The 26,207-nt window shown below is 52.6% G+C and carries 46 protein-coding genes and 1 pseudogene; 40 read left to right on the forward strand and 7 right to left on the reverse strand.

All coding sequences use genetic code 11. The features are described 5' to 3' along the window. The 3 genes and pseudogenes from tuf to bfr all read left to right on the forward strand — a co-directional run. Positions 1 to 128, forward strand: a pseudogene (tuf, locus tag ABLU50_RS09925) (elongation factor Tu); the annotation flags it as partial. Positions 129 to 308: 180 nt separating this feature from the next. Next, entirely contained in the window at positions 309 to 503 is a 195-nt protein-coding gene (gene bfd / locus ABLU50_RS09930; protein WP_017900608.1) for a bacterioferritin-associated ferredoxin, read from the forward strand. A gap of 73 nt (positions 504 to 576) precedes the next feature. Then, positions 577 to 1,053 carry a bacterioferritin gene (bfr, locus tag ABLU50_RS09935; RefSeq protein ID WP_004206792.1) on the forward strand — a complete coding sequence of 159 codons (477 nt, stop codon included), beginning with the start codon at positions 577 to 579 and terminating at the stop codon, positions 1,051 to 1,053. Here bfr and ABLU50_RS09940 read toward each other — a convergent pair. Then, entirely contained in the window at positions 1,037 to 1,522 is a 486-nt protein-coding gene (locus ABLU50_RS09940) for an A24 family peptidase (protein WP_032431150.1), read from the reverse strand. The two genes, bfr and ABLU50_RS09940, sit on opposite strands and share 17 nt — an antisense overlap. A gap of 383 nt (positions 1,523 to 1,905) precedes the next feature. Here ABLU50_RS09940 and rpsJ point away from each other — a divergent pair, with 383 nt between their 5' ends. The 31 genes from rpsJ (at position 1,906) to ABLU50_RS10095 (ending at position 16,804) form a co-directional block, all read left to right on the forward strand. Continuing rightward, positions 1,906 to 2,217, forward strand: a complete 312-nt coding sequence (gene rpsJ, locus ABLU50_RS09945; protein ID WP_001181005.1) for a 30S ribosomal protein S10 — start codon at positions 1,906 to 1,908, stop codon at positions 2,215 to 2,217. A 32-nt stretch (positions 2,218 to 2,249) separates the two neighbouring features. Then, the gene (gene rplC, locus ABLU50_RS09950) at positions 2,250 to 2,879 is read left to right on the forward strand and encodes a 50S ribosomal protein L3 (RefSeq protein ID WP_002919796.1); all 630 of its coding nucleotides are present in this window, start codon (positions 2,250 to 2,252) and stop codon (positions 2,877 to 2,879) included. 10 nt (positions 2,880 to 2,889) lie between these two features. Continuing rightward, complete coding sequence (gene rplD / locus ABLU50_RS09955; RefSeq protein WP_002919794.1) at positions 2,890 to 3,495, forward strand: 50S ribosomal protein L4; 606 nt, start codon at positions 2,890 to 2,892, stop codon at positions 3,493 to 3,495. Further along, the gene (gene rplW / locus ABLU50_RS09960) at positions 3,492 to 3,794 is read left to right on the forward strand and encodes a 50S ribosomal protein L23 (RefSeq protein ID WP_000617546.1); all 303 of its coding nucleotides are present in this window, start codon (positions 3,492 to 3,494) and stop codon (positions 3,792 to 3,794) included. The genes rplD and rplW overlap by 4 nt, the downstream gene beginning before the upstream one ends. Before the next feature lie 17 nt (positions 3,795 to 3,811). Continuing rightward, the gene (gene rplB, locus ABLU50_RS09965; protein WP_002919786.1) at positions 3,812 to 4,633 is read left to right on the forward strand and encodes a 50S ribosomal protein L2; all 822 of its coding nucleotides are present in this window, start codon (positions 3,812 to 3,814) and stop codon (positions 4,631 to 4,633) included. Positions 4,634 to 4,649: 16 nt separating this feature from the next. Then, positions 4,650 to 4,928: a 30S ribosomal protein S19 gene (rpsS, locus tag ABLU50_RS09970; RefSeq protein ID WP_001138115.1), complete on the forward strand. Its 279-nt coding sequence runs from the start codon at positions 4,650 to 4,652 to the stop codon at positions 4,926 to 4,928. A 14-nt stretch (positions 4,929 to 4,942) separates the two neighbouring features. Continuing rightward, positions 4,943 to 5,275 carry a 50S ribosomal protein L22 gene (rplV, locus tag ABLU50_RS09975; protein WP_002919773.1) on the forward strand — a complete coding sequence of 111 codons (333 nt, stop codon included), beginning with the start codon at positions 4,943 to 4,945 and terminating at the stop codon, positions 5,273 to 5,275. Between the two features lie 17 nt (positions 5,276 to 5,292). Beyond that, positions 5,293 to 5,991: a 30S ribosomal protein S3 gene (gene rpsC, locus ABLU50_RS09980; protein ID WP_002919766.1), complete on the forward strand. Its 699-nt coding sequence runs from the start codon at positions 5,293 to 5,295 to the stop codon at positions 5,989 to 5,991. A gap of 12 nt (positions 5,992 to 6,003) precedes the next feature. Continuing rightward, entirely contained in the window at positions 6,004 to 6,414 is a 411-nt protein-coding gene (rplP, locus tag ABLU50_RS09985; RefSeq protein ID WP_002919759.1) for a 50S ribosomal protein L16, read from the forward strand. Then, positions 6,414 to 6,605, forward strand: coding sequence for a 50S ribosomal protein L29 (gene rpmC, locus ABLU50_RS09990; protein WP_002919754.1), 192 nt, complete (start codon positions 6,414 to 6,416; stop codon positions 6,603 to 6,605). The genes rplP and rpmC overlap by 1 nt, the downstream gene beginning before the upstream one ends. Further along, positions 6,605 to 6,859, forward strand: a complete 255-nt coding sequence (gene rpsQ, locus ABLU50_RS09995; RefSeq protein WP_002919751.1) for a 30S ribosomal protein S17 — start codon at positions 6,605 to 6,607, stop codon at positions 6,857 to 6,859. The genes rpmC and rpsQ overlap by 1 nt, the downstream gene beginning before the upstream one ends. A gap of 165 nt (positions 6,860 to 7,024) precedes the next feature. After that, the gene (rplN, locus tag ABLU50_RS10000) at positions 7,025 to 7,396 is read left to right on the forward strand and encodes a 50S ribosomal protein L14 (protein WP_002919748.1); all 372 of its coding nucleotides are present in this window, start codon (positions 7,025 to 7,027) and stop codon (positions 7,394 to 7,396) included. A gap of 10 nt (positions 7,397 to 7,406) precedes the next feature. Continuing rightward, positions 7,407 to 7,721, forward strand: coding sequence for a 50S ribosomal protein L24 (gene rplX, locus ABLU50_RS10005; protein ID WP_000729185.1), 315 nt, complete (start codon positions 7,407 to 7,409; stop codon positions 7,719 to 7,721). Positions 7,722 to 7,735: 14 nt separating this feature from the next. Beyond that, the gene (rplE, locus tag ABLU50_RS10010; protein WP_001096200.1) at positions 7,736 to 8,275 is read left to right on the forward strand and encodes a 50S ribosomal protein L5; all 540 of its coding nucleotides are present in this window, start codon (positions 7,736 to 7,738) and stop codon (positions 8,273 to 8,275) included. Positions 8,276 to 8,289: 14 nt separating this feature from the next. After that, entirely contained in the window at positions 8,290 to 8,595 is a 306-nt protein-coding gene (rpsN, locus tag ABLU50_RS10015) for a 30S ribosomal protein S14 (protein ID WP_002919667.1), read from the forward strand. Positions 8,596 to 8,628: 33 nt separating this feature from the next. Next, the gene (rpsH, locus tag ABLU50_RS10020; protein ID WP_002919665.1) at positions 8,629 to 9,021 is read left to right on the forward strand and encodes a 30S ribosomal protein S8; all 393 of its coding nucleotides are present in this window, start codon (positions 8,629 to 8,631) and stop codon (positions 9,019 to 9,021) included. A gap of 12 nt (positions 9,022 to 9,033) precedes the next feature. Further along, positions 9,034 to 9,567: a 50S ribosomal protein L6 gene (gene rplF / locus ABLU50_RS10025; RefSeq protein WP_002919662.1), complete on the forward strand. Its 534-nt coding sequence runs from the start codon at positions 9,034 to 9,036 to the stop codon at positions 9,565 to 9,567. 9 nt (positions 9,568 to 9,576) lie between these two features. Next, positions 9,577 to 9,930: a 50S ribosomal protein L18 gene (rplR, locus tag ABLU50_RS10030; protein WP_000358960.1), complete on the forward strand. Its 354-nt coding sequence runs from the start codon at positions 9,577 to 9,579 to the stop codon at positions 9,928 to 9,930. A 14-nt stretch (positions 9,931 to 9,944) separates the two neighbouring features. After that, positions 9,945 to 10,448 carry a 30S ribosomal protein S5 gene (gene rpsE / locus ABLU50_RS10035; RefSeq protein ID WP_002919545.1) on the forward strand — a complete coding sequence of 168 codons (504 nt, stop codon included), beginning with the start codon at positions 9,945 to 9,947 and terminating at the stop codon, positions 10,446 to 10,448. Between the two features lie 3 nt (positions 10,449 to 10,451). Beyond that, positions 10,452 to 10,631, forward strand: coding sequence for a 50S ribosomal protein L30 (rpmD, locus tag ABLU50_RS10040; protein WP_001140434.1), 180 nt, complete (start codon positions 10,452 to 10,454; stop codon positions 10,629 to 10,631). A 3-nt stretch (positions 10,632 to 10,634) separates the two neighbouring features. Then, complete coding sequence (gene rplO / locus ABLU50_RS10045; protein WP_002919516.1) at positions 10,635 to 11,069, forward strand: 50S ribosomal protein L15; 435 nt, start codon at positions 10,635 to 10,637, stop codon at positions 11,067 to 11,069. A 7-nt stretch (positions 11,070 to 11,076) separates the two neighbouring features. Further along, positions 11,077 to 12,408 (forward strand): preprotein translocase subunit SecY, encoded by a 1,332-nt coding sequence (gene secY / locus ABLU50_RS10050; RefSeq protein ID WP_002919515.1) that lies wholly within the window; start codon positions 11,077 to 11,079, stop codon positions 12,406 to 12,408. A gap of 33 nt (positions 12,409 to 12,441) precedes the next feature. After that, the gene (gene rpmJ, locus ABLU50_RS10055) at positions 12,442 to 12,558 is read left to right on the forward strand and encodes a 50S ribosomal protein L36 (protein ID WP_000868187.1); all 117 of its coding nucleotides are present in this window, start codon (positions 12,442 to 12,444) and stop codon (positions 12,556 to 12,558) included. Between the two features lie 146 nt (positions 12,559 to 12,704). Further along, a complete protein-coding gene (gene rpsM, locus ABLU50_RS10060) occupies positions 12,705 to 13,061 on the forward strand; it encodes a 30S ribosomal protein S13 (protein ID WP_002919259.1) in 357 nt (118 codons plus the stop codon). 16 nt (positions 13,062 to 13,077) lie between these two features. Further along, positions 13,078 to 13,467 carry a 30S ribosomal protein S11 gene (gene rpsK, locus ABLU50_RS10065; RefSeq protein ID WP_002919257.1) on the forward strand — a complete coding sequence of 130 codons (390 nt, stop codon included), beginning with the start codon at positions 13,078 to 13,080 and terminating at the stop codon, positions 13,465 to 13,467. Between the two features lie 33 nt (positions 13,468 to 13,500). Beyond that, positions 13,501 to 14,121 carry a 30S ribosomal protein S4 gene (gene rpsD, locus ABLU50_RS10070; RefSeq protein ID WP_002919224.1) on the forward strand — a complete coding sequence of 207 codons (621 nt, stop codon included), beginning with the start codon at positions 13,501 to 13,503 and terminating at the stop codon, positions 14,119 to 14,121. Positions 14,122 to 14,146: 25 nt separating this feature from the next. Then, positions 14,147 to 15,136, forward strand: a complete 990-nt coding sequence (rpoA, locus tag ABLU50_RS10075; protein WP_002919219.1) for a DNA-directed RNA polymerase subunit alpha — start codon at positions 14,147 to 14,149, stop codon at positions 15,134 to 15,136. Positions 15,137 to 15,176: 40 nt separating this feature from the next. Next, a complete protein-coding gene (rplQ, locus tag ABLU50_RS10080; protein ID WP_002919206.1) occupies positions 15,177 to 15,563 on the forward strand; it encodes a 50S ribosomal protein L17 in 387 nt (128 codons plus the stop codon). A gap of 108 nt (positions 15,564 to 15,671) precedes the next feature. Next, positions 15,672 to 16,040 (forward strand): DUF1992 domain-containing protein, encoded by a 369-nt coding sequence (locus ABLU50_RS10085; protein ID WP_057212827.1) that lies wholly within the window; start codon positions 15,672 to 15,674, stop codon positions 16,038 to 16,040. Positions 16,041 to 16,042: 2 nt separating this feature from the next. Next, positions 16,043 to 16,468, forward strand: coding sequence for a Zn(2+)-responsive transcriptional regulator (zntR, locus tag ABLU50_RS10090; RefSeq protein ID WP_004206796.1), 426 nt, complete (start codon positions 16,043 to 16,045; stop codon positions 16,466 to 16,468). A gap of 57 nt (positions 16,469 to 16,525) precedes the next feature. After that, positions 16,526 to 16,804, forward strand: a complete 279-nt coding sequence (locus ABLU50_RS10095; protein WP_071996717.1) for a ribosome alternative rescue factor ArfA — start codon at positions 16,526 to 16,528, stop codon at positions 16,802 to 16,804. On the opposite strand, the gene mscL is transcribed toward ABLU50_RS10095, so the two are convergent. The 5 genes from mscL to def all read right to left on the reverse strand — a co-directional run bounded on the left by mscL (position 16,740) and on the right by def (position 21,502). Beyond that, the gene (mscL, locus tag ABLU50_RS10100; RefSeq protein WP_004206799.1) at positions 16,740 to 17,153 is read right to left on the reverse strand and encodes a large-conductance mechanosensitive channel protein MscL; all 414 of its coding nucleotides are present in this window, start codon (positions 17,151 to 17,153) and stop codon (positions 16,740 to 16,742) included. The two genes, ABLU50_RS10095 and mscL, sit on opposite strands and share 65 nt — an antisense overlap. A gap of 139 nt (positions 17,154 to 17,292) precedes the next feature. Then, complete coding sequence (gene trkA, locus ABLU50_RS10105; RefSeq protein WP_002919153.1) at positions 17,293 to 18,669, reverse strand: Trk system potassium transporter TrkA; 1,377 nt, start codon at positions 18,667 to 18,669, stop codon at positions 17,293 to 17,295. Positions 18,670 to 18,682: 13 nt separating this feature from the next. Then, positions 18,683 to 19,978: a 16S rRNA (cytosine(967)-C(5))-methyltransferase RsmB gene (gene rsmB, locus ABLU50_RS10110; protein ID WP_348864700.1), complete on the reverse strand. Its 1,296-nt coding sequence runs from the start codon at positions 19,976 to 19,978 to the stop codon at positions 18,683 to 18,685. 52 nt (positions 19,979 to 20,030) lie between these two features. Further along, positions 20,031 to 20,978 carry a methionyl-tRNA formyltransferase gene (gene fmt / locus ABLU50_RS10115; RefSeq protein ID WP_087832903.1) on the reverse strand — a complete coding sequence of 316 codons (948 nt, stop codon included), beginning with the start codon at positions 20,976 to 20,978 and terminating at the stop codon, positions 20,031 to 20,033. 14 nt (positions 20,979 to 20,992) lie between these two features. After that, positions 20,993 to 21,502, reverse strand: a complete 510-nt coding sequence (def, locus tag ABLU50_RS10120; RefSeq protein WP_004206802.1) for a peptide deformylase — start codon at positions 21,500 to 21,502, stop codon at positions 20,993 to 20,995. Between the two features lie 128 nt (positions 21,503 to 21,630). Between def and dprA the strand changes: the two genes are divergently transcribed. The 6 genes from dprA to ABLU50_RS10150 are packed head-to-tail and all read left to right on the forward strand — an operon-like array spanning position 21,631 to position 25,422. Continuing rightward, positions 21,631 to 22,755 (forward strand): DNA-protecting protein DprA, encoded by a 1,125-nt coding sequence (gene dprA / locus ABLU50_RS10125; protein WP_032456674.1) that lies wholly within the window; start codon positions 21,631 to 21,633, stop codon positions 22,753 to 22,755. Beyond that, complete coding sequence (gene smg, locus ABLU50_RS10130; RefSeq protein ID WP_002919137.1) at positions 22,727 to 23,200, forward strand: DUF494 family protein Smg; 474 nt, start codon at positions 22,727 to 22,729, stop codon at positions 23,198 to 23,200. The genes dprA and smg overlap by 29 nt, the downstream gene beginning before the upstream one ends. A gap of 26 nt (positions 23,201 to 23,226) precedes the next feature. Further along, positions 23,227 to 23,769 (forward strand): type I DNA topoisomerase, encoded by a 543-nt coding sequence (locus ABLU50_RS10135; protein WP_087832902.1) that lies wholly within the window; start codon positions 23,227 to 23,229, stop codon positions 23,767 to 23,769. Positions 23,770 to 23,773: 4 nt separating this feature from the next. Further along, positions 23,774 to 24,346 carry an L-threonylcarbamoyladenylate synthase type 1 TsaC gene (gene tsaC, locus ABLU50_RS10140; RefSeq protein WP_004206805.1) on the forward strand — a complete coding sequence of 191 codons (573 nt, stop codon included), beginning with the start codon at positions 23,774 to 23,776 and terminating at the stop codon, positions 24,344 to 24,346. Positions 24,347 to 24,349: 3 nt separating this feature from the next. Continuing rightward, positions 24,350 to 25,168, forward strand: coding sequence for a shikimate dehydrogenase (gene aroE / locus ABLU50_RS10145; protein WP_057212829.1), 819 nt, complete (start codon positions 24,350 to 24,352; stop codon positions 25,166 to 25,168). Next, the gene (locus tag ABLU50_RS10150; RefSeq protein WP_043523043.1) at positions 25,165 to 25,422 is read left to right on the forward strand and encodes a DUF1488 domain-containing protein; all 258 of its coding nucleotides are present in this window, start codon (positions 25,165 to 25,167) and stop codon (positions 25,420 to 25,422) included. Before aroE ends, ABLU50_RS10150 begins: the two co-directional genes overlap by 4 nt. Here the strand turns inward: ABLU50_RS10150 and ABLU50_RS10155 are convergent. Continuing rightward, positions 25,398 to 25,952: a gamma carbonic anhydrase family protein gene (locus ABLU50_RS10155; RefSeq protein WP_023319228.1), complete on the reverse strand. Its 555-nt coding sequence runs from the start codon at positions 25,950 to 25,952 to the stop codon at positions 25,398 to 25,400. The genes ABLU50_RS10150 and ABLU50_RS10155 overlap by 25 nt on opposite strands. Between the last annotated feature and the right edge of the window lie 255 nt (positions 25,953 to 26,207).

Genomic DNA, 26,207 nt, shown 5'->3' on the forward strand with positions numbered 1-26,207 from the left:
CGGGCGACAACATCAAAATGGTTGTTACCCTGATCCACCCGATCGCGATGGACGACGGTCTGCGTTTCGCAATCCGTGAAGGCGGCCGTACCGTTGGCGCGGGCGTTGTAGCTAAAGTTCTGGGCTAATTCGTTAGCTTTGAATAAAAAAGGGCGCTTCGGCGCCCTTTTTGCTGTCCGTCGTTCAGCGAAAAAGGCGGTTATGCTGGCGATTCATAACGTGCGCTGCGGCGGATATTGAGTAAATGGTCTATTGTAATCATAACTATTCTCATTTAATATTTGTGCATAAATTGAACGGGAGTTTATATGTACGTTTGTTTGTGCAATGGCATCAGCGATAAAAAAATTCGCCAGGTTGTCCGCCAGTTTCAACCGCAATCTTTTCAGCAATTACGTAAGTTTGTTCCCGTTGGAAATCAATGCGGTAAGTGTGTTCGCGCGGCGCGGGAAGTTATGGAAGATGAATTAACCACCATGCCGGAATTCAAAGAAATCGCCTGAAGTCCACGCTTCTCTTTTGACATCCCTATAGGCCGGACTACGCTTCAATGAGTGGAAGCGGAGGGACTATATAATGAAAGGTGATGTCAAAATCATAAGTTATCTCAATAAATTATTGGGAAATGAGCTGGTCGCAATTAATCAGTACTTTCTCCATGCGAGAATGTTCAAAAACTGGGGCCTGATGCGCCTCAACGATATCGAGTACCACGAATCCATCGACGAAATGAAGCATGCCGATAAATACATCGAGCGTATTCTTTTTCTCGAAGGTATCCCTAATCTGCAGGATCTCGGCAAACTTGGCATCGGTGAAGATGTGGAAGAGATGCTGCAGTCCGATTTAAGACTGGAGCTGGAAGGGGCGCAAAATCTGCGCGAGGCGATCGCCTATGCCGACAGCGTCCATGACTACGTCAGCCGCGATATGATGATTGAGATCCTGGCGGATGAAGAAGGCCATATTGACTGGCTGGAAACCGAACTCGATCTGATCGGCAAAATCGGCCTGCAAAATTACCTGCAGTCGCAGATCAAAGTGTCAGACTAGCCAGCGTCTGACACCCGCACCAGAAACCCGCGGCCGCCAGAAATGGCCCAAACGGCAGCGGGTTGTTCCCCCTCCATTTACTGCTCCCGCCGTACCTGGCGTGCAAACCTGATACTGCCCACACCGTGCCGGCGAGCAGCGATGCCACCAGTAGCAGCTGCGGCAACAATTGCCAGCCATGCCAGGCGCCTAGGGCGGCGAGATATTTGATATCCCCATACCCCAACCCCTCATAGCCGCGGATCCCGCGATATAGCCAGTAAAGCGCAGCCAAACATAGATAGCCGCCTATCGCCCCCCAGACGGCATCATGAAGCTGGTGCGGCGCCAGACAAAGATAAAAAAGTAAACCGCTCCACAGCAGGGGACAGGTGTAACGGTCGGGCAGCAGGCCGTGACGCAGGTCCTGGAGGCATAAGGCTAAGGTCAATCCGCTATAGCACAGCAAGAAGGGGAGGGCGGCGAGCATGGTTAACCCCGTAATCGTCAAAGAACATCGCCTCACTATGCTTATTGTCACCCGTCCGGTGCAAAAAGGACTTTCCTGGAATGGATGGCGCTACCCGCGTTAATTTGCCGCGTTGTCGGTCCGTACAGTTCGCTGGCGCGAAGGCGCGCAAATCCTGGTGATGATTTTCTAAACAGCACTTGCGTAGCGCCAGAATTTGCGTATAATGCGCGGGCCTGTCAAAGTTGACGGCCGGTTCAATATGAACCCTGGTAATCGCAGTTGGGTTATCAAACAATGTCCCCAATCGGGGGACTATGTAAGAACGGTTACACTCTCCCATCAATCGTAATGGGTATGAGGAGTAATCATTTCGTCTATAAAATAATTGGAGCTCTGGTCTCATGCAGAACCAAAGAATCCGTATCCGCCTGAAAGCGTTTGATCATCGTCTGATCGATCAATCAACCGCGGAAATCGTCGAGACTGCTAAGCGCACTGGTGCGCAAGTCCGTGGTCCGATCCCGCTGCCGACCCGCAAAGAGCGCTTTACCGTTCTGATCTCCCCGCACGTCAACAAAGACGCGCGTGACCAGTACGAAATTCGCACTCACAAGCGTCTGGTTGACATCGTTGAGCCAACTGAAAAAACCGTTGATGCTCTGATGCGTCTGGATCTGGCTGCCGGTGTAGACGTGCAGATCAGCCTGGGTTAATCAGGTCATCGAGCGATTGAGAGGTTGAAACAATGATTGGTTTAGTCGGTAAAAAAGTGGGCATGACCCGCATCTTCACTGAAGATGGCGTTTCTATCCCAGTAACCGTAATCGAAGTTGAAGCAAACCGTGTTACTCAGGTTAAAGACCTGGCTAACGATGGCTACCGCGCAATCCAGGTTACCACCGGTGCTAAAAAAGCTAACCGTGTAACCAAGCCGGAAGCGGGTCACTTCGCTAAAGCTGGCGTTGAAGCTGGCCGTGGTCTGTGGGAATTCCGTCTGGCTGACGGCGAAGAATTCACCGTAGGTCAGAACATTAGCGTTGAACTGTTTGCTGACGTTAAAAAAGTTGACGTAACCGGTACCTCTAAAGGTAAAGGTTTTGCTGGTACCGTTAAGCGCTGGAACTTCCGTACCCAGGACGCTACTCACGGTAACTCCTTGTCTCACCGCGTTCCGGGTTCTATCGGTCAGAACCAGACTCCGGGCAAAGTGTTCAAAGGCAAGAAAATGGCAGGTCAGCTGGGTAATGAGCGTGTAACCGTTCAGAGCCTGGACGTAGTACGTGTTGACGCTGAGCGCAACCTGCTGCTGGTTAAAGGTGCTGTCCCGGGTGCGACCGGTAGCGACCTGATCGTTAAACCAGCTGTGAAGGCGTGAGGAGATAGCAATGGAATTAGTATTGAAAGACGCGCAGAGCGCGCTGACTGTTTCCGAAACTACCTTCGGTCGTGATTTCAACGAAGCGCTGGTTCACCAGGTTGTTGTTGCTTATGCAGCTGGTGCGCGTCAGGGCACTCGTGCTCAGAAGACTCGTGCTGAAATCACTGGCTCCGGTAAAAAACCGTGGCGCCAGAAAGGTACCGGCCGTGCGCGTTCTGGTTCTATCAAGAGCCCGATCTGGCGTTCCGGTGGCGTGACCTTTGCTGCTCGTCCGCAGGACCACAGTCAAAAAGTTAACAAGAAGATGTACCGCGGCGCGCTGAAAAGCATCCTGTCCGAACTGGTACGTCAGGATCGTCTGATCGTTGTCGAGAAGTTCTCTGTTGAAGCGCCGAAAACTAAGCTGCTGGCACAGAAACTGAAAGACATGGCTCTGGAAGATGTGCTGATCATCACCGGTGAGCTGGACGAGAACCTGTTCCTGGCCGCACGTAACCTGCACAAGGTTGACGTACGTGATGCGAACGGTATCGACCCGGTTAGCCTGATCGCCTTCGACAAAGTCGTAATGACTGCTGATGCTGTTAAGCAAGTTGAGGAGATGCTGGCATGATTCGTGAAGAACGTCTGCTGAAGGTGCTGCGCGCACCGCACGTTTCTGAAAAAGCGTCTACTGCGATGGAAAAAACAAACACCATCGTTCTCAAAGTTGCTAAAGACGCGACCAAAGCAGAAATCAAAGCTGCTGTGCAGAAACTGTTTGAAGTCGAAGTCGAAGTCGTTAACACCCTGGTTGTTAAAGGGAAAGTTAAACGTCACGGACAGCGTATCGGTCGTCGTAGCGACTGGAAAAAAGCTTACGTCACCCTGAAAGAAGGCCAGAATCTGGACTTCGTTGGCGGCGCTGAGTAAGTCGGAGGAGTAATACAATGGCAGTTGTTAAATGTAAACCGACATCTCCGGGTCGTCGCCACGTCGTTAAAGTGGTTAACCCAGAGCTGCACAAGGGCAAACCTTTTGCTCCGTTGCTGGAAAAAAACAGCAAATCCGGTGGTCGTAACAACAATGGCCGTATCACCACCCGTCATATCGGTGGTGGCCACAAGCAGGCTTACCGTATTGTTGACTTCAAACGCAACAAAGATGGTATCCCGGCAGTTGTTGAACGTCTTGAGTACGATCCGAACCGTTCCGCGAACATCGCGCTGGTTCTGTACAAAGACGGCGAGCGCCGTTACATCCTGGCCCCGAAAGGCCTGAAAGCTGGCGACCAGATTCAGTCTGGCGTTGATGCTGCAATCAAAGCAGGCAACACCCTGCCGATGCGCAATATCCCGGTTGGTTCTACCGTTCATAACGTAGAAATGAAACCAGGTAAAGGCGGTCAGCTGGCTCGTTCCGCTGGTACTTACGTTCAGATTGTTGCTCGCGACGGTGCTTATGTCACCCTGCGTCTGCGTTCTGGTGAAATGCGTAAAGTCGAAGCAGACTGCCGCGCTACTCTGGGCGAAGTTGGCAATGCTGAGCATATGCTGCGCGTTCTGGGTAAAGCAGGTGCTGCACGCTGGCGTGGTGTTCGTCCTACCGTTCGCGGTACTGCGATGAACCCAGTAGACCACCCACATGGTGGTGGTGAAGGTCGTAACTTTGGTAAGCACCCGGTATCCCCGTGGGGCCTGCAGACCAAAGGTAAGAAGACCCGCAGCAACAAGCGTACTGATAAATTCATCGTACGTCGCCGTAGCAAATAATTTTAGAGGATAAGCCATGCCACGTTCTCTCAAGAAAGGTCCTTTTATTGACCTGCACTTGCTGAAGAAGGTAGAGAAAGCGGTGGAAAGCGGAGACAAGAAGCCCCTGCGCACTTGGTCCCGTCGTTCAACGATCTTTCCTAACATGATCGGTTTGACCATCGCTGTCCATAATGGTCGTCAGCACGTTCCAGTATTTGTTTCCGACGAAATGGTCGGTCACAAACTGGGTGAATTCGCACCGACTCGTACTTATCGCGGCCACGCTGCTGATAAAAAAGCGAAGAAGAAATAAGGTAGGAGGAAGAGATGGAAACTTTAGCTCAACATCGCCATGCTCGTTCTTCTGCTCAGAAGGTTCGCCTTGTAGCTGACCTGATTCGCGGTAAGAAAGTGTCGCAGGCCCTGGATATTCTGACCTACACCAACAAAAAAGCTGCTGTACTGGTCAAGAAGGTACTGGAATCTGCCATTGCTAACGCTGAACACAACGATGGCGCTGACATTGATGATCTGAAAGTTGCGAAAATTTTCGTAGACGAAGGCCCGAGCATGAAGCGCATTATGCCGCGTGCTAAAGGTCGTGCAGATCGCATCCTGAAGCGCACCAGCCACATCACTGTGGTTGTGTCCGATCGCTGAGACTCTGGAGACTAGCAATGGGTCAGAAAGTACATCCTAATGGTATTCGCCTGGGTATTGTCAAACCATGGAACTCTACCTGGTTCGCGAACACCAAAGAATTCGCTGACAACCTGGACAGCGATTTTAAAGTACGTCAGTTCCTGACTAAAGAACTGGCTAAAGCGTCTGTATCTCGCATCGTTATCGAGCGTCCGGCTAAGAGCATCCGTGTGACCATTCACACCGCTCGCCCGGGTATCGTTATCGGTAAGAAAGGCGAAGACGTAGAAAAACTGCGCAAGGTCGTAGCGGATATCGCTGGCGTACCTGCACAGATCAATATCGCCGAAGTTCGTAAACCTGAACTGGACGCAAAACTGGTTGCTGACAGCATCACTTCTCAGCTGGAACGTCGCGTTATGTTCCGTCGTGCGATGAAGCGTGCTGTACAGAACGCAATGCGTCTGGGCGCTAAAGGTATCAAAGTTGAAGTTAGCGGCCGTCTGGGCGGCGCGGAAATCGCACGTACCGAATGGTACCGTGAAGGTCGCGTACCGCTGCACACTCTGCGTGCTGACATCGACTACAACACCTCTGAAGCGCACACCACTTACGGTGTAATCGGCGTTAAGGTATGGATCTTCAAAGGTGAGATCCTGGGTGGTATGGCTGCTGTTGAACAACCGGAACCGGCTGCTCAACCTAAAAAGCAGCAGCGTAAAGGCCGTAAATAAGGAGCGTCGCTGATGTTACAACCAAAGCGTACAAAATTCCGTAAAGTGCACAAAGGCCGCAACCGTGGTCTGGCGCAGGGTACGGATGTTAGCTTCGGCACTTTCGGTCTGAAAGCTGTTGGCCGTGGTCGTCTGACTGCACGTCAGATCGAAGCAGCACGTCGTGCTATGACCCGTGCAGTTAAGCGTCAAGGTAAGATCTGGATCCGTGTATTCCCGGACAAACCGATCACCGAGAAGCCGCTGGAAGTTCGTATGGGTAAAGGTAAAGGTAACGTGGAGTACTGGGTTGCCTTGATTCAGCCGGGTAAAGTCCTGTATGAAATGGACGGTGTACCGGAAGAGCTGGCCCGTGAAGCATTCGGCCTGGCAGCAGCGAAACTGCCGATCAAAACCACCTTTGTAACTAAGACGGTGATGTAATGAAAGCAAAAGAGCTGCGTGAAAAAAGCGTTGAAGAGCTGAACGCTGAGCTGCTGAACCTGCTGCGTGAGCAGTTCAACCTGCGCATGCAGGCTGCAAGTGGCCAGCTGCAACAGACTCATCTGCTGAAGCAAGTGCGTCGTGATGTTGCACGCGTTAAGACTTTACTGACTCAGAAGGCGGGTGCGTAATGACCGATAAAATCCGTACTCTGCAAGGTCGCGTAGTTAGCGACAAAATGGAGAAATCCATTGTTGTTGCTATCGAACGTATGGTGAAACACCCGGTTTACGGCAAATTCATCAAACGTACGACCAAACTGCACGTACATGACGAGAACAACGAATGCGGTATCGGCGACAAGGTTGAAATCCGCGAATGCCGTCCGCTGTCCAAGACTAAGTCCTGGACGCTGGTTCGCGTTGTAGAGAAAGCGGTTCTGTAATAGAGTACGCATTCTCGATACGGATAAACGGCTCAGCGATGAGCCGTTTATTTTTTCTACCCATATCTGGTTTGTGGTGTTATAATGCCGCGCCCTCGATATGGGGCTTTTTAACGACCCTAATTTTCGGGTCTCAGTAGTAGTTGACATTAGCGGAGCACTAAAATGATCCAAGAACAGACTATGCTGAACGTCGCCGACAACTCCGGTGCACGTCGCGTAATGTGTATCAAGGTTCTGGGTGGCTCGCACCGTCGCTACGCAGGCGTAGGCGACATCATCAAGATCACCATCAAAGAAGCAATTCCGCGTGGTAAGGTCAAAAAAGGTGATGTGCTGAAGGCGGTAGTGGTGCGCACCAAGAAGGGTGTTCGTCGCCCGGACGGTTCTGTCATTCGCTTCGATGGTAATGCATGCGTTATTCTGAACAATAACAGCGAGCAGCCTATCGGTACGCGTATTTTTGGGCCGGTAACTCGTGAACTTCGTACCGAGAAGTTCATGAAAATTATCTCTCTGGCACCAGAAGTACTCTAAGGAGCGAATCATGGCAGCGAAAATCCGTCGTGATGACGAAGTTATCGTGTTAACCGGTAAAGATAAAGGTAAGCGCGGTAAAGTTAAGAATGTCCTGTCTTCCGGCAAGGTCATTGTTGAAGGTATCAACCTGGTTAAGAAACACCAGAAGCCGGTTCCGGCTCTGAACCAACCAGGCGGCATCGTTGAAAAAGAAGCTGCAATTCAGGTTTCTAACGTTGCAATCTTCAATGCGGCAACCGGCAAGGCTGACCGTGTAGGCTTTAGATTCGAAGACGGCAAAAAAGTCCGTTTCTTCAAGTCTAACAGCGAAACTATCAAGTAATTTGGAGTAGTACGATGGCGAAACTGCATGATTACTACAAAGACGAAGTAGTTAAGAAACTCATGACTGAGTTTAACTACAATTCTGTCATGCAAGTCCCTCGGGTCGAGAAGATCACCCTGAACATGGGTGTTGGTGAAGCGATCGCTGACAAGAAACTGCTGGATAACGCAGCAGCTGACCTGGCAGCAATCTCCGGTCAAAAACCGCTGATCACCAAAGCACGCAAATCAGTTGCAGGCTTCAAAATCCGTCAGGGCTATCCGATCGGCTGTAAAGTAACTCTGCGTGGCGAACGCATGTGGGAGTTCTTTGAGCGCCTGATCACTATTGCTGTACCGCGTATTCGTGACTTCCGCGGCCTGTCCGCTAAGTCTTTCGACGGTCGTGGCAACTACAGCATGGGTGTCCGTGAGCAGATCATCTTCCCAGAAATCGACTACGATAAAGTCGACCGCGTTCGTGGTTTGGATATTACCATTACCACTACTGCGAAATCTGACGAAGAAGGCCGTGCTCTGCTGGCTGCCTTTGACTTCCCGTTCCGCAAGTAAGGTAGGGTTACTTAATGGCTAAGCAATCAATGAAAGCACGCGAAGTAAAGCGCGTGGCTTTAGCTGATAAATTCTTCGCTAAACGCGCTGAACTGAAAGCTATCATCTCTGATGTGAACGCAACCGACGAAGATCGTTGGAATGCCGTTCTCAAGCTGCAGACTCTGCCGCGTGATTCCAGCCCGTCTCGTCAGCGTAACCGCTGCCGTCAAACAGGTCGTCCGCATGGTTTCCTGCGGAAGTTCGGGTTGAGCCGTATTAAGGTCCGTGAAGCCGCTATGCGCGGTGAAATCCCGGGTCTGAAAAAGGCTAGCTGGTAATTGTCACCAATTGAATCACGGGAGTAAAGACAGATGAGCATGCAAGATCCGATCGCGGATATGCTGACCCGTATCCGTAACGGTCAGGCCGCGAACAAAGCTGCGGTCACCATGCCTTCCTCCAAGCTGAAAGTGGCAATCGCCAACGTGCTGAAGGAAGAAGGTTTTATCGAAGATTTTAAAGTTGAAGGCGACACCAAGCCGGAACTGGAACTGACTCTTAAGTATTTCCAGGGTAAAGCTGTTGTAGAAAGCATTCAGCGTGTCAGCCGCCCAGGCCTGCGCATCTATAAGAAAAAAGATGAGCTGCCGAAAGTTATGGCCGGTCTGGGTATCGCAGTTGTTTCTACCTCTAAAGGTGTTATGACTGATCGTGCAGCGCGCCAGGCTGGTCTTGGTGGCGAAATTATCTGCTACGTAGCCTAATCGGAGGAAAAAATGTCTCGTGTTGCTAAAGCACCGGTCGTTGTTCCTGCCGGCGTTGATGTAAAAATCAACGGTCAGGTTATTACGATCAAAGGTAAAAACGGCGAGCTGACTCGTACTCTCAACGATGCTGTTGAAGTTAAACATGCAGATAATGCACTGACCTTCGGTCCGCGTGATGGTTACGCAGACGGTTGGGCTCAGGCTGGTACCGCGCGTGCCCTGCTGAACTCAATGGTTATCGGTGTTACCGAAGGCTTCACTAAGAAGCTGCAGCTGGTTGGTGTAGGTTATCGTGCAGCGGTCAAAGGGAATGTAGTAAACCTGGCTTTAGGTTTCTCTCACCCGGTTGATCATCAGCTGCCTGCGGGTATTACTGCAGAATGTCCGACTCAGACTGAAATCGTGCTGAAAGGCGCTGATAAGCAGGTGATCGGCCAGGTTGCAGCAGATCTGCGCGCCTACCGTCGTCCTGAGCCTTACAAAGGCAAGGGTGTTCGTTACGCCGACGAAGTCGTGCGTACCAAAGAGGCTAAGAAGAAGTAAGGTAACACTATGGATAAGAAATCTGCTCGTATCCGTCGTGCGACCCGCGCACGCCGCAAGCTCCAGGAGCTGGGCGCAACTCGCCTGGTGGTACATCGTACCCCGCGTCACATTTACGCACAGGTAATTGCACCGAATGGTTCTGAAGTTCTGGTAGCTGCTTCTACTGTAGAAAAAGCTATCGCTGAACAACTGAAGTACACCGGTAACAAAGACGCTGCTGCAGCTGTGGGTAAAGCTGTCGCTGAACGCGCTCTGGAAAAAGGCATCAAAGATGTTTCCTTTGACCGTTCCGGGTTCCAATATCATGGTCGTGTCCAGGCACTGGCAGATGCTGCCCGTGAAGCTGGCCTTCAGTTCTAAGGTAGAGGTGTAAGATGGCTCACATCGAAAAACAAGCTGGCGAACTGCAGGAAAAGCTGATCGCGGTAAACCGCGTATCTAAAACCGTTAAAGGTGGTCGTATTTTCTCCTTCACAGCTCTGACTGTAGTAGGCGATGGCAACGGTCGCGTTGGTTTTGGTTACGGTAAAGCGCGTGAAGTTCCAGCAGCGATCCAGAAAGCGATGGAAAAAGCCCGTCGCAATATGATTAACGTCGCGCTGAACCACGGCACCCTGCAGCACCCGGTTAAGGGTACTCACACGGGTTCTCGTGTATTCATGCAGCCGGCTTCCGAAGGTACCGGTATCATCGCCGGTGGTGCAATGCGCGCCGTTCTGGAAGTCGCTGGGGTTCGTAACGTTCTGGCTAAAGCGTATGGTTCCACTAACCCGATTAACGTGGTTCGTGCAACTATCGACGGTCTGGAAAACATGAAGTCCCCGGATATGGTCGCTGCCAAGCGTGGTAAATCCGTTGAAGAAATTCTGGGGAAATAAACCATGGCAAAGACTATTAAAATTACTCAAACCCGCAGTGCAATCGGTCGTCTGCCGAAACACAAGGCAACGCTGCTTGGCCTGGGTCTGCGTCGTATTGGTCACACCGTAGAGCGCGAGGATACTCCTGCTGTTCGTGGTATGGTCAACGCGGTTTCCTTCATGGTTAAAGTTGAGGAGTAAGAGATGCGTTTAAATACTCTGTCTCCGGCCGAAGGCTCCAAAAAGGCGGGTAAACGCCTGGGTCGTGGTATCGGTTCTGGCCTCGGTAAAACCGGTGGTCGTGGTCACAAAGGTCAGAAATCTCGTTCTGGCGGTGGCGTACGTCGCGGTTTCGAGGGTGGTCAGATGCCTCTGTACCGTCGTCTGCCGAAATTCGGCTTCACTTCTCGTAAAGCGATGATCACCGCAGAGATCCGTCTCTCCGATCTGGCTCACGTAGAAGGCGATGTAGTAGACCTGAACGCGCTGAAAGCGGCTAACATTATCGGTGTCCAGATCGAGTTCGCGAAAGTGATCCTGTCTGGTGAGGTAACTCGTCCGGTAACTGTTCGTGGCCTGCGTGTGACTAAAGGTGCTCGTGCTGCTATCGAAGCTGCTGGCGGTAAAATTGAGGAATAAGTAGCAGATGGCTAAACAACCGGGATTAGATTTTCAAAGTGCCAAAGGTGGCCTTGGCGAACTGAAACGCAGACTTCTGTTTGTGGTCGGTGCGCTGATAGTGTTCCGTATTGGCTCTTTTATTCCGATCCCTGGTATTGATGCCGCTGTACTTGCCAAACTGCTTGAGCAACAGCGAGGCACCATCATTGAAATGTTCAACATGTTCTCTGGTGGTGCTCTCAGCCGTGCTTCTATCTTTGCACTGGGGATTATGCCGTACATTTCGGCATCTATCATCGTGCAGCTGCTGACGGTGGTTTATCAACCGCTGGCAGAACTGAAGAAAGAAGGGGAGTCTGGTCGTCGTAAGATCAGCCAGTACACCCGCTACGGTACTCTGGTGCTGGCGATATTCCAGTCGATCGGTATTGCTACCGGTCTGCCGAATATGCCTGGTATGCAGGGCCTGGTGATTAATCCAGGCTTTGCATTCTATTTCACCGCTGTTGTCAGTCTGGTCACAGGGACTATGTTCCTGATGTGGCTCGGCGAGCAGATAACTGAACGCGGTATCGGTAACGGTATCTCGATCATTATCTTCGCCGGTATCGTTGCGGGACTCCCGCCGGCCATCGCCCATACTATCGAGCAAGCGCGTCAAGGCGACCTGCACTTCCTCCTGTTGCTGTTGGTTGCAGTATTAGTATTTGCAGTGACCTTCTTTGTTGTATTCGTTGAACGTGGTCAACGCCGCATTGTGGTAAACTACGCGAAACGTCAACAGGGTCGTCGTGTCTATGCTGCACAGAGCACACATTTACCGCTGAAAGTGAATATGGCGGGGGTAATCCCGGCAATCTTCGCTTCCAGTATTATACTGTTCCCGGCAACCATCACGTCATGGTTCGGGGGTGGTACTGGTTGGAACTGGCTGACAACAATTTCGCTGTATTTGCAGCCTGGGCAACCGCTTTATGTGTTACTCTATGCGTCTGCAATCATCTTCTTCTGTTTCTTCTACACGGCGTTGGTTTTCAACCCGCGTGAAACAGCAGATAACCTGAAGAAGTCCGGTGCATTTGTACCAGGAATTCGTCCGGGAGAGCAAACGGCGAAGTATATCGATAAAGTGATGACTCGCCTGACTCTGGTTGGTGCGTTGTACATTACTTTTATCTGCCTGATCCCGGAGTTCATGCGTGACGCGATGAAAGTGCCGTTCTACTTCGGTGGGACCTCGCTGCTTATCGTTGTTGTCGTGATTATGGACTTTATGGCTCAAGTGCAAACTCTGATGATGTCCAGTCAGTATGAGTCTGCATTGAAGAAGGCGAACCTGAAAGGCTACGGCCGCTAAAACTGGTCGCCCGAGAAGTTACGGAGAGTAAAAATGAAAGTTCGTGCTTCCGTCAAGAAATTATGCCGTAACTGCAAAATCGTTAAGCGTGATGGCGTCATCCGTGTGATTTGCAGTGCCGAGCCGAAGCATAAACAGCGCCAAGGCTGATTTTTTCGCATATTTTTCTTGCAAAGTTGGATTGAGCTGGCTAGATTAGCCAGCCAATCTTTTGTATGTCTGTACGTTTCCATTTGAGTATCCTGAAAACGGGCTTTTCAGCATGGTGCGTACATATTAAATAGTAGGAGTGCATAGTGGCCCGTATAGCAGGCATTAACATTCCTGATCACAAACATACCGTAATCGCTTTAACCGCTATTTTCGGTATCGGCAAAACCCGTTCTAAAGCCATCTGCGCTGAAACGGGCATCGCTGAAAATGTTAAGATCAGTGAGCTGTCTGAAGAACAAATTGATATTCTGCGTGAAGCAGTAGGTAAATTTGTCGTTGAAGGTGATCTGCGCCGTGAAATCACCCTGAGCATCAAGCGTCTGATGGACCTTGGTTGCTACCGTGGTTTGCGTCATCGTCGTGGTCTCCCGGTTCGCGGTCAGCGTACCAAGACCAACGCACGTACCCGTAAGGGTCCGCGTAAACCGATCAAGAAATAATCGGGGTGATTGAATAATGGCAAAGGCACCAATTCGTGCACGTAAGCGTGTAAGAAAACAAGTCTCTGACGGCGTGGCTCATATCCATGCTTCTTTTAACAACACCATCGTTACCATTACTGATCGTCAGGGTAACGCACTGGGTTGGGCAACAGCCGGTGGTTCCGGTTTCCGTGGTTCTCGCAAATCCACTCCGTTCGCAGCTCAGGTTGCAGCAGAGCGTTGCGCAGAAGCCGTAAAAGAATACGGCATCAAGAATCTGGAAGTTATGGTCAAAGGTCCGGGTCCGGGTCGCGAATCTACCATTCGTGCACTGAACGCCGCTGGTTTCCGCATCACTAATATTACTGATGTGACTCCGATCCCTCATAACGGTTGTCGTCCGCCGAAAAAACGTCGCGTATAACGCTGCGTTTTCCAGGTTAGTTGGAGAAAGAAAATGGCAAGATATTTGGGTCCTAAGCTCAAGCTGAGCCGTCGTGAGGGCACCGACTTATTCCTTAAGTCTGGCGTTCGCGCGATCGATACCAAGTGTAAAATTGAACAAGCTCCTGGCCAGCACGGTGCGCGTAAGCCGCGTCTGTCTGACTATGGTGTGCAGTTGCGTGAAAAGCAAAAAGTTCGCCGTATGTACGGTGTGCTGGAGCGTCAGTTCCGTAACTACTATAAAGAAGCAGCACGTCTGAAAGGCAACACCGGTGAAAACCTGTTGGCTCTGCTGGAAGGTCGTCTGGACAACGTTGTATACCGTATGGGCTTCGGCGCCACTCGTGCTGAAGCACGCCAGCTGGTTAGCCACAAAGCGATTATGGTAAACGGTCGTGTTGTTAACATCGCTTCTTATCAGGTTAAAGCGAATGACGTTGTCAGCATTCGTGAGAAAGCGAAAAAGCAATCTCGCGTGAAAGCCGCTCTGGAGCTGGCTGAGCAGCGTGAAAAGCCAACCTGGCTGGAAGTTGATGCTGGCAAGATGGAAGGTACGTTCAAGCGTCAGCCGGAGCGTTCTGATCTGTCTGCGGACATTAACGAACACCTGATCGTCGAGCTTTACTCCAAGTAAAGCTTAGTACCAAAGAGAGGACACAATGCAGGGTTCTGTGACAGAGTTTCTAAAACCGCGCCTGGTCGATATCGAGCAAGTGAGTTCGACGCACGCCAAGGTGACCCTTGAGCCTTTAGAGCGTGGCTTCGGCCATACTCTGGGTAACGCACTGCGCCGTATTCTGCTCTCATCGATGCCGGGTTGCGCGGTGACCGAGGTTGAGATTGATGGTGTACTGCACGAGTACAGCACCAAAGAAGGCGTTCAGGAAGACATCCTTGAAATCCTGCTCAACCTGAAAGGGCTGGCGGTGAGAGTTCAGGGTAAAGATGAAGTCATCCTTACTTTGAATAAATCTGGCATTGGCCCTGTGACCGCAGCCGACATTACCCACGACGGTGATGTCGAAATCGTCAAGCCGCAGCACGTGATTTGCCACCTGACTGATGAGAACGCTGCTATCAGCATGCGTATCAAAGTTCAGCGCGGTCGCGGTTATGTGCCGGCTTCTGCCCGAATTCATTCGGAAGAAGATGAGCGCCCAATCGGCCGTCTGCTGGTCGACGCCTGCTACAGCCCTGTAGAGCGTATTGCCTACAATGTTGAAGCTGCGCGTGTAGAACAGCGTACCGACCTGGACAAGCTGGTCATCGAAATGGAAACCAACGGCACAATCGATCCTGAAGAGGCGATTCGTCGTGCGGCAACCATCCTGGCTGAACAACTGGAAGCTTTTGTTGACTTACGTGATGTACGTCAGCCAGAAGTGAAAGAAGAGAAACCAGAATTCGATCCGATCCTGCTGCGCCCTGTTGACGATCTGGAATTGACTGTCCGCTCTGCTAACTGCCTCAAGGCAGAAGCTATCCACTATATCGGTGATCTGGTACAGCGTACCGAGGTTGAGTTGCTGAAAACGCCGAACCTGGGTAAAAAATCTCTTACTGAGATTAAAGACGTGCTGGCTTCCCGTGGACTGTCTCTGGGCATGCGCCTGGAAAACTGGCCACCAGCAAGCATTGCTGACGAGTAACCGGATCACAGGTTAAGGTTTTACTGAGAAGGATAAGGTCATGCGCCATCGTAAGAGTGGTCGTCAACTGAACCGCAACAGCAGCCATCGCCAGGCTATGTTCCGTAACATGGCAGGTTCGCTGGTTCGTCATGAAATCATCAAGACGACCCTGCCGAAAGCGAAAGAACTGCGTCGCGTAGTTGAGCCGCTGATTACTCTTGCCAAGACTGATAGCGTTGCTAATCGTCGTCTGGCATTCGCCCGCACTCGTGATAACGAGATCGTGGCAAAACTGTTTAACGAGCTGGGCCCGCGTTTCGCGAGCCGCGCCGGTGGTTACACTCGCATTCTGAAGTGTGGCTTCCGTGCAGGCGACAACGCGCCGATGGCATACATCGAGCTGGTTGATCGTGCTGAGCCGAAAGCAGAAGCTGCTGCAGAGTAATCTGTAGTAACGTAAAAAAACCCGCCCCGGCGGGTTTTTTTATATCTACCCCATCCCCACTTCACTACAATATCTGTACTCTTTTTGTTCATCCCCCGGAGCCGTAGAATGTGGTTACTGGATCAGTGGGCAGAACGCCATATCCTCGATGCCCAAGCCAAAGGCGAGTTCGATAATTTACCCGGCAGCGGCGAGCCGTTAACTCTCGATGACGATTCGCATGTACCGGCCGAGCTGCGGGCAGGCTATCGCCTTCTGAAGAATGCAGGGTGTCTTCCCCCGGAGCTGGAGCAGCGCAGAGAGGCGGTGGCTCTGGCAGACTTGCTGAAGGGTGTGCGTCAGGACGACCCGCGGCATGGCGAACTCAGCAAGCGCCTTGCTCTGCTCGAGCTTAAGCTGCGTCAGGCAGGACTGAACACCGACTTTTTACGCGGTGAGTACGCCGATGCGTTGCTGCATAAAATCAATCAGGAGTGAATATGTATCGTATTGGTGAGCTGGCAAAACTGGCTGATGTGACGCCAGATACCATCCGTTATTATGAAAAACAGCAAATGATGGATCATGACGTGCGCACTGAGGGGGGATTTCGTCTTTACTCGGATAACGATCTTCAGCGTCTGCGCTTTATTCGCTATGCCCGTCAGCTAGGCTTTACTCTGGAAGCGATCCGCGAATTATTGTCGATCCGTATCGATCCGGAACATCACACCTGTCAGGAGTCGAAAGGGATCGTTCAGGCGCGATTAAGCGAAGTTGAGGCGAGGATCAACGAGCTACAAACGATGCGTCGCTCTCTGCAACGGCTCAACGACGCCTGCTGCGGCACAGCTCACAGCAGCGTTTACTGTTCGATCCTCGAGGCCCTTGAGCAAGGCGCCAGTAACGGCAATGCCAGCCGTTGATTTTTTGTGCGCGCGGATCTACACTCGCGCGGAATTCACACATGCACTGGAGTTACTATGAGTCGCTATCAGCATACCAAAGGGCAAATTAAAGATAATGCCATTGAGGCACTTCTCCATGATCCATTATTCAGGCAGCGCGTAGAGAAGAACAAGAAAGGGAAGGGAAGCTATCAACGTAAAGATAAACATGCAGCAAGGATGGACCGGGAGGCCAGTGGCAAGCAAGCGAATCGCTTTTTTACCACTGGCCTTCTGCTTTCGCTGCTGATTAAGAACGCTTGTTTTGTTCTTTCAGCAGATCGCGAATTTCGCTCAGCAGGACTTCTTCTTTAGAGGGCGCTGGCGGTGCCGCCGGAGCCTCTTCTTTCTTGCGATTTAACTTATTCATCAGTTTAATCGCCATGAAAATGGCAAATGCGACAATGATGAAATCGAAAACGTTCTGAATAAACACCCCATAGTGCATCACCACTGCCGGTACATCACCCTGGGCATCGCGCAGCGTGACGGCAAACTGTTTAAAATCGATCCCGCCAATCAACAGGCCGAGCGGCGGCATAATAATATCCGCGACCAGCGACGAAACAATTTTACCGAATGCTGCACCGATGATCACACCCACTGCCAAATCGACAACGTTCCCGCGCATCGCGAATTCGCGAAACTCTTTTAAAAAACTCATTTTATTCTCCTTGAGCCAGCTGACGTTGTAAGTTTAACAAATGTATTTTCATTTGCCATTCCCCGTAGAGCGTTACAGGAAAATATTAACCTTTGAATAATAAGGGATAATAAAAGGCGCCTGTTCGACGCCCTGGGAATTAGAGGAAGAAAGGGCTTGGCTGGAACAGCCTTTCTACATCGGAAATAAACTTTTTATCAGTCAAAAACATGATCACATGATCGCCCTGCTCGATCCGCAGATTATTATTGGCGATCATCACGTCATTCCCGCGCACGACGGCGCCAATGATCGTGCCTGGCGGAAGCTTGATCTCATCGATCGATCGCCCGACCACCCGCGAGGTGCTCTCATCGCCGTGTGCCACTGCTTCGATCGCTTCCGCAACGCCGCGGCGCAGGGAGGAGACGCCGACAATATCGGCTTTACGAACATGGCTGAGTAGGGCGGAAATCGTGGCCTGCTGAGGCGATATCGCGATATCGATGACGCTACCCTGAACCAGATCCACATAGGCTCTACGCTGGATCAGCACCATCACTTTTTTAGCCCCCATTCGCTTGGCCAGCATCGCAGACATGATGTTTGCTTCGTCATCGTTAGTGACGGCAATAAACAGGTCCACCTGGTCAATATGCTCTTCGGCCAGCAGCTCCTGATCCGATGCATCACCGTAGAAGACGATAGTATGCTGCAGTTTTTCTGCCAGCTCAGCGGCTCGCTGCTGATTGCGCTCGATAAGCTTAACGCTGTAGTCTTTTTCCAGCTTATGGGCCAGGCCCGCGCCAATATTGCCGCCGCCGACCAACATGATGCGTTTATAAGGCTTCTCCAGACGCTGGAGTTCGCTCATGACCGCCCTAATATGCTGCGAGGCGGCAATAAAGAAGACTTCATCGCCGGCCTCGACAATCGTCGAACCCTGTGGGCGAATGGGGCGATCGTGGCGGAAAATAGCGGCCACGCGCGTATCGATATGCGGCATATGCTCACGCATGGTGGACAATGCATTACCCACCAGCGGACCACCGTAATAGGCTTTCACCACGGCGAGGCTGACTTTCCCTTCCGCGAAGTTCACGACCTGCAGCGCGCCGGGATATTCTATCAGACGGTGAATATTGTCGATGACCAGCTGTTCCGGAGCGATTAAGTGATCGATGGGCACTGCTTCAGAATTGAAGAGCTTTTCCGCATCGCGGACGTAATCAGGCGCACGAATACGAGCAATACGGTTTGGCGTATTGAATAACGAATAGGCGACCTGGCAGGCCACCATGTTGGTTTCATCCGAACTGGTGACCGCCACCAGCATATCGGCATCATCGGCTCCTGCCTCGCGCAGTACGCGGGGGTGAGAACCGTGCCCCTGGACGACACGCAGGTCGAACTTATCCTGCAGGCTGCGCAGACGGTCGCCATTGGTATCAACCAGCGTAATATCATTGTTCTCGCCGACGAGGTTCTCCGCCAGCGTGCCGCCGACCTGGCCGGCGCCCAGAATAATAATCTTCATCTGCAGTGATCCATTAGTTGCGACGTTTGATTAGCTTAGCGTAAAAGAAGCCATCGCCTTCTTCCGCACCCGGCAGATTTTGCTGTCCCGGGCTTGCCGGCGTACCGGTTGCGTCAAGCTCCGCATCCGGGGTCCGCGCGAGGAAGGTGGCAATTTGCTGGCTATTCTCTTCCGGCAGAATAGAACAGGTAGCGTAAACCAACGTGCCGCCTGGTTTCAGATGCCCCCAGATGGCATTGAGGATCTCGGCCTGTAGCTGGGCTAAATCGGCGATATCCCGATCCCGGCGCAGCCATTTGATATCCGGATGGCGGCGAATAACACCGGTGGCGGAACAGGGGGCATCCAGCAGAATACGATCGAACTGCTCGCTGCCACACCACTGCTCAGGGAAGCGACCATCGCCCTGTTTGACTTCGGCTTTCATGCCCAGCCGTTTCAGGTTGTCATAGACGCGGGAAAGACGCTGTTCATCAATGTCCACCGCCATGACCTCAGCCTGGGGAGCGACCTCCAGAATATACGTCGTCTTGCCGCCCGGCGCAGCGCAGAGATCAAGAATGCGCTCGCCGTTTTCCGGCTGCAGATAGCGCATGCAGCCCTGGGCCGAGGCATCCTGAACGGTTACCCATCCTTCGGCAAAACCCGGCAACGTATGGACCGGGGCAGGGGTGGCCAGACGCACGGCGTCGGGATAGTCAGGGTGGGTGAAACCTTCTAAACCGGCCTCTTTAAGCAGAGCAAGCCATTCATCTCGGGAATGATGGTTGCGGTTAACGCGCAGCCACATCGGCGGGCGCTGGTTGTTAGCGTCGACAATCTCCTGCCAGTGTTGCGGCCAGGCCTGCTGCAGACGCTTCAGCAGCCATTTGGGATGAAGGTAGCGGTTTTCCTGCCCGGCGAATTCTGCCAGTAGCTCTTCCTGTTGGCGCTGAAACTGGCGTAACACCCCATTGATCAGCCCTTTAAGCTGCGGGCGCTTAATCGCCACCGCGCCTTCTACCGTTTCAGCCAGCGCGGCGTGTGGAGGGATGCGGGTGTAGAGTAACTGATAGAGCCCAACCATAATCAGAAAGTGCACGGTGCGCTGTTTGCCGGTCATCGGACGCGCCATCAGCTTGCTGATAAGCCACTCCAGCTGGCTGAGCGTACGCAGTACGCCAAAACACAGCTCCTGCAGCAGCGCTTTGTCTTTATCGCTGACTTTTTGCTGTAGAGGGGGCAGGACGTTGCTTAAAGACTGACCTTTTTCAACGACTTGCTCGATAGCCTGGGCGGCCAGGCTGCGTAAATTTATATTCTTTTTCATAAGCGCAAAAATAAAAATGCCCGGCGAACCCGGGCTTCAGAAGAGACGACCGTCAGGCGAGACGGGTGCCAGGCGTAAACCACTCCCGGCGGGAATTGAGTAAATCCTGGGCGCTCATCGCTTTTTTACCCGCAGGCTGTAGCGATTCCAGGCTGAGGATCCCATCGCCTGTGGCGACCTGGATACCCTGTTTGGTTGCTGCCACGATAGTACCTGGTTCGGCATGTGCGGCTTCGGCAATGACCGATGCCCGCCACACTTTTAGCGGCTGCCCGTCAATTTCCAGCCAGCTCATTGGCCACGGATTAAAGGCGCGGATGCAGCGCTCCAGCTGTGCGGCGGAAAGCGACCAGTCGATGCGAGCTTCTTCTTTACTCAGCTTATCGGCGTGGCACACCAGCGATTCATCCTGTACTTCAGGCTGCGCGGTGCCGTTGGCCAGCTGGGCTAAAGTTGCCAGCAGACCTTGAGGGCCGAGCTCGGCCAGCTTATCGTACAGGCTGCCGCTGGTATCCTCTGCGGTAATGGGGCAGGAAAGCTTGTACAGCATATCACCCGTATCTAGGCCGACGTCCATCTGCATGATGGTTACGCCTGTTTCGCTATCCCCCGCCCACAGCGAACGCTGGATCGGCGCTGCGCCACGCCAGCGCGGCAGCAGGGAGCCGTGAACGTTGATGCAGCCCAGACGGGGCATCTCCAGCACCGCTTTCGGCAGAATCAAACCGTACGCCACCACCACCATAATATCGGCGCCGAGATTGGCGACTAATTGTTGGTTGTCCTGCGGACGCAGGGAGGATGGCTGGAATACAGGTAAGTTATGGGCTTCAGCCAGCACCTTTACCGGGCTCGGCATCAATTTTTTGCCGCGGCCAGCAGGGCGGTCTGGCTGAGTGAATACGCCAACAACCTGATGTTCAGACGACAACAGCGCGTCAAGATGACGCGCTGCAAAATCGGGGGTGCCGGCGAAAATGATACGTAGTGATTGTGACACGGTATTCCTTGTTATCAGGCACGGGAACGTAAACGATCCAGTTTCTCAACCTTCTGACGAATGCGCTGTTGTTTGAGCGGTGACAGATAATCAATAAACAGTTTGCCGACCAGATGATCCATCTCATGCTGAATACAGATAGCCAGCAGGCCATCGGCCTCCAGTTCAAATGGCTTACCGTCGCGATCCAGCGCGCGGATCTTCACTTTTTCCGCACGCGGCACCAGGGCGCGCTGTTCCGGAATAGACAGGCAGCCTTCTTCAATGCCGGTTTCGCCATCTTTTTCCAGCAGCTCCGGGTTGATTAACACCAGCTGCTCTTCACGATTTTCCGACACATCAATAACGATAATGCGCTGATGGATATCGACCTGGGTCGCGGCCAGACCAATGCCCTCCTCAGCGTACATGGTGTCGAACATATCATCGACGATACGCTGAATTTCCGCATTCACTTCTTTGACCGGCTCGGCGACTTTGCGAAGGCGCTCGTCCGGAATATGTAACACTTGCAAAACTGCCATAAAGTTCCAGAGTCGTATTCAGGAGTTGATAAGATTATTAGCTCTATTCTAGACAAAACACCCTGCAATTGACAGTCTCACTGTCCAATCGCAAAGATTGTCAATACCGCTTATGGCAGGGGGTAAGGATGACGCCCGACGAGATTTGGCTGCGGCTGATGAAGGTCAGTAGCTTGTATGGCGACAGGATGGTAGAGATCGCTCAGCGCTTATGCGCAGCCGCCAGCGTTGATCATGAAGCGCTGCATGCCGTCGGGATGACCGCGGCGCAGGCAACGTTATTTTTCCGGCTTGACGAGCATGAGCTTGACGAGACGCGGCGCTGGCTGGAACAACCGGATCATCATCTGTTACGGGGTGACGATCCGCGCTATCCATTGCGGTTAAAGGCTATCGCTGATTACCCCGGCGCGTTGCTGGTCAGCGGCGATCCCGCTCTGCTTCACAGCGCGCAGCTTGCCGTTATTGGCAGTCGCTTGCATTCCTGGTATGGCGCTCGCTGGGGGAAGCTGTTCAGCGAAACGTTGGCGCGTAAAGGGATGACTATCACCAGTGGGTTGGCGTTAGGCATTGATGGCGTCGCGCATCGCGGCGCGCTCGCGGCCGAGGGCAAAACCATCGCGGTACTGGGCAACGGACTGGGCCAGGTTTATCCGCGGCGCCATGCGAGCCTCGCCCAGCAGATCGTCGATAATGGCGGTGCGCTGGTGTCTGAATTTCCACTTATAACGCCGCCGCTTCCCGCGCATTTCCCCAGGCGCAACCGGATTATCAGCGGCCTGAGCCTGGGCGTGCTGGTGGTTGAGGCGGCATTGAGAAGCGGTTCGCTGGTTACCGTCCGCTGTGCTCTGGAACAGGGAAGGGATGTGTTTGCCCTGCCTGGGCCGATAGGCAATCCGGGATCGGAAGGCCCACACTGGTTAATTAAGCAAGGCGCGGTGCCGGTGACCTCGCCAGAGGATATTGTGGAATACTGGCACAACGAGCTGGCCTGGCTAACTGATACGTCTGATTCGATAAATAATTGCGCCGATCAGCCGTCTGTAGCATTGCCATTTCCGGAGCTCCTGGCTAACGTAGGAGATGAGGTAACACCTGTTGACGTTGTCGCTGAACGTGCCGGCCAATCTGTGCCAGTAACCGTAGCTCAGCTACTTGAACTGGAGTTAGCAGGCTGGATCGCAGCTGTACCCGGCGGCTATGTCCGATTAAGGAGGGCAAGCCATGTTCGACGTACTCATGTATTTGTTTGAAACTTACATCCATAGCGAAGCAGAAATGCGCGTGGATCAGGACAAACTGACGCGGGATCTTACCGACGCAGGTTTTGAGCGGGAAGATATCTATAACGCGTTAATGTGGCTCGAGAAACTGGCTGATTATCAGGAAGGTCTCGTTGAACCCATGCAGCTCGCTTCCGACCCGCTGTCGCTTCGGGTATATACCGAAGAGGAGTGCCAGCGTCTGGACGCCAGTTGCCGGGGGTTTTTACTCTTCCTCGAGCAGATTCAGGTGTTGAACCTCGAAACGCGAGAAATGGTGATAGAGCGCGTACTGGCGCTGGATACGGCAGAATTTGAGCTGGAGGACCTGAAATGGGTCATCCTGATGGTACTGTTCAATATTCCGGGCTGTGAAAACGCCTATCAGCAAATGGAAGAATTACTCTTCGAAGTAAATGAAGGTATGCTGCATTAATCTTTTTGCAGCAACATCGAGTTGTTATGACCAAATCAGCACTGTTTTCGGTGCGTAAAAATGAGCCCTGCCCACAGTGCGGGGCTGAACTGGTGATCCGTTCCGGGAGACATGGCCCGTTTCTCGGCTGTTCGCATTATCCGGACTGTGACTATATCCGTCCCCTGAAAAGTCAGGCTGACGGGCATGTCGTTAAGGTGCTGGAGGGGCAAGCATGCCCATCGTGCGGCGCGGTTATGGTGCTACGTCAGGGGCGTTTTGGGATGTTCATTGGCTGTAGCCACTATCCGGAATGCGAACATACTGAGGTAATTGATAAACCAGATGAGACGGCTATTGCTTGCCCGCAGTGCGGACAAGGCCATCTGGTCCAGCGTCGTTCCCGTTTCGGTAAAACCTTTCACTCCTGCGATCGCTATCCTGATTGCCAGTTCGTTATCAATTTTAAACCGGTGGCGGGCGAATGCCCTGAATGCCATTACCCGCTGTTAATAGAAAAGAAGACGGCGCAGGGGCTCAGACGCTTCTGTGCCAGTAAACAATGTGGAAAGCCGATCCCGGCGGAATAAATCAGTGAACAATAACCTGCCCTCAGAAGCCGTCGCCCATGCCGTGGCGGTCCTGAATAATGAACATGTCATCGCCTATCCCACGGAAGCCGTTTTTGGCGTCGGCTGCGACCCTGACAGCGAAACGGCCGTTATGCGTCTGCTGGAGCTGAAGCAGCGTCCTGTTGAGAAGGGATTGATCCTTATCGCCGCTAGCTTTGAGCAACTCAAGCCATATATTGATGATTCACGGTTAAGTGATTCGCAGCGGGCAGCGATCTTTTCCTGCTGGCCAGGACCGGTGACGTTTGTATTCCCGGCGCGTCCTGAAACACCACGCTGGCTGACTGGTCGTTTTGATTCGCTGGCTGTACGCGTGACCAACCATCCGCTGGTGATTGAATTGTGCGAAGCCTACGGAAAACCGCTGGTCTCGACGAGCGCCAATCTCACCGGGCAACCGCCTTGCCGCACCACCGCAGAGGTCCGTGCTCAGTTTGGTGACAGCTTCCCGGTCGTGGATGGCGCTACGGGCGGACGGCAAAATCCATCTGAAATACGTGATGCCCTGACGGGTGAACTGTTCCGCCAGGGGTGAACCATGGAAACCTATGCTGTTTTTGGTAATCCGATCGCGCACAGCAAGTCGCCTTCTATTCACCACCTTTTTGCCCGCCAGTTAGGGATTATCCATCCTTATGGACGTGTGCTGGCGCCGCTGGACGATTTTGTCTCTTCTCTCAATCAGTTTTTTGCGGAAGGAGGAAAGGGCGCCAATGTTACCGTTCCTTTTAAAGAAGAAGCTTTTGCGCGCGCGGACGAACTGACAGAACGCGCTGCGCTGGCGGGAGCGGTGAATACCCTGAAACGCCTCGAAGACGGGCGTTTGCTGGGCGACAACACGGACGGTATTGGTCTGCTGAGCGATCTGGAGCGTCTGGGATTCATTAAGCCACGCCAGCGGATCCTGCTTATCGGTGCCGGTGGCGCATCGCGTGGGGTGCTGCTGCCGCTGCTGTCGCTGGGATGTGCCGTCACGATCGTCAATCGCACCTACGCTCGTGCCCATGAGTTAGCCACGCTCTTCGCCCATACCGGCAGCGTCAGCGCAAGGGAGATGGATACCTTATCCGGGGAAACATTCGATCTGATCATCAATGCGACGTCCAGTGGAATAGACGGTGATGTACCGGCTATCCCGGCATCTGTTGTCAACGCTGACATGTATTGCTATGACATGTTTTACCAGAAAGGGCCGACACCGTTTCTTCACTGGTGCCAGCAGCATGGCGCAACCCACTGTGCTGACGGGCTGGGAATGCTGGTGGCGCAAGCCGCCCATGCCGTTCTGCTATGGCACGGCGTCCTGCCGGCTATCACCCCGGTTATAGAAAGGCTGCAACAGGAACTGAATGCATGAATCAGGCGATTCAGTTTCCCGATCGGGAATCATGGGATGCCGAACGGCAGGGCGTGGTGTTTCCCGCGCTGGTTAATGGGATGCAATTAACCTGCGCAATTTCAGGGCAGATCCTGCAGCAGCGTTTTGGCGCAGAGGGGCCAGCGCAGTGGCTGGCCGCATTCCAGGAACATCGTTGGGATCTTGAGGAAGAGGCAGAGGCATTGATCCGCGATAATCAGGAGGATGCTCAGGGTTGGGTCTGGCTCTCCTGATCCAGATATTCATCTTTCCATTTCACATAGTTATTCGCTGAATACTTAAGGCCTTCCCGCTCCGCCTCTGTCAGGGGGCGGATCTGTTTGACCGGATTGCCAAAGTAAAGGAAGCCGCTTTCCAGCTGTTTGTTCTGCGGTACCAGACTTCCCGCGCCAATCATGACGTCATCGCCAACGACGACACCATCTAATAAGATCGAACCCATACCAACCAGTACGCGGTTGCCGATAGTGCAGCCGTGCAGCATCACTTTGTGGCCAACCGTCACATCCTCTCCAATGATCAGTGGATTTCCCTCAGGCTTGTAAGAGGATTTATGGGTCACGTGTAGAACGCTGCCGTCCTGAATATTGCTGCGTTGACCTATCGATACATAGTTGACGTCGCCGCGAATGGCTACCAGAGGCCAGACGCTGACGTCATCGGCAATTCTGACATCACCGATGACGACGCTGGATGCGTCAATCATGACGCGAAGACCGATTTGCGGGAAAAATGCTTTATAGGGGCGCAGTTGAGCAGACATGTTGACCTCAAAAATACGGGAGCGTAAGAAGACTTTGGTGGCTTTTATCTCGCTCTGCAACCCCTGAAAACGGTGAAAATTGAGCAAATCGTGCAATTACACGGCGAAAAGGGTGAAAAATCACCATTCAGAAAAAAAGATCGAAAAAAGGCTTGTGCAAAAAAATGGGATCCCTATAATGCGCACCCACTGACACGGCAGATGTGAATCACTTCACACAAACAGCCGGTTCGGTTGAAGAGAAAAATCCTGAAA

The organism is Klebsiella sp. GG_Kp173 (assembly GCF_040062415.1).
GTDB lineage: Bacteria > Pseudomonadota > Gammaproteobacteria > Enterobacterales > Enterobacteriaceae > Klebsiella > Klebsiella quasipneumoniae.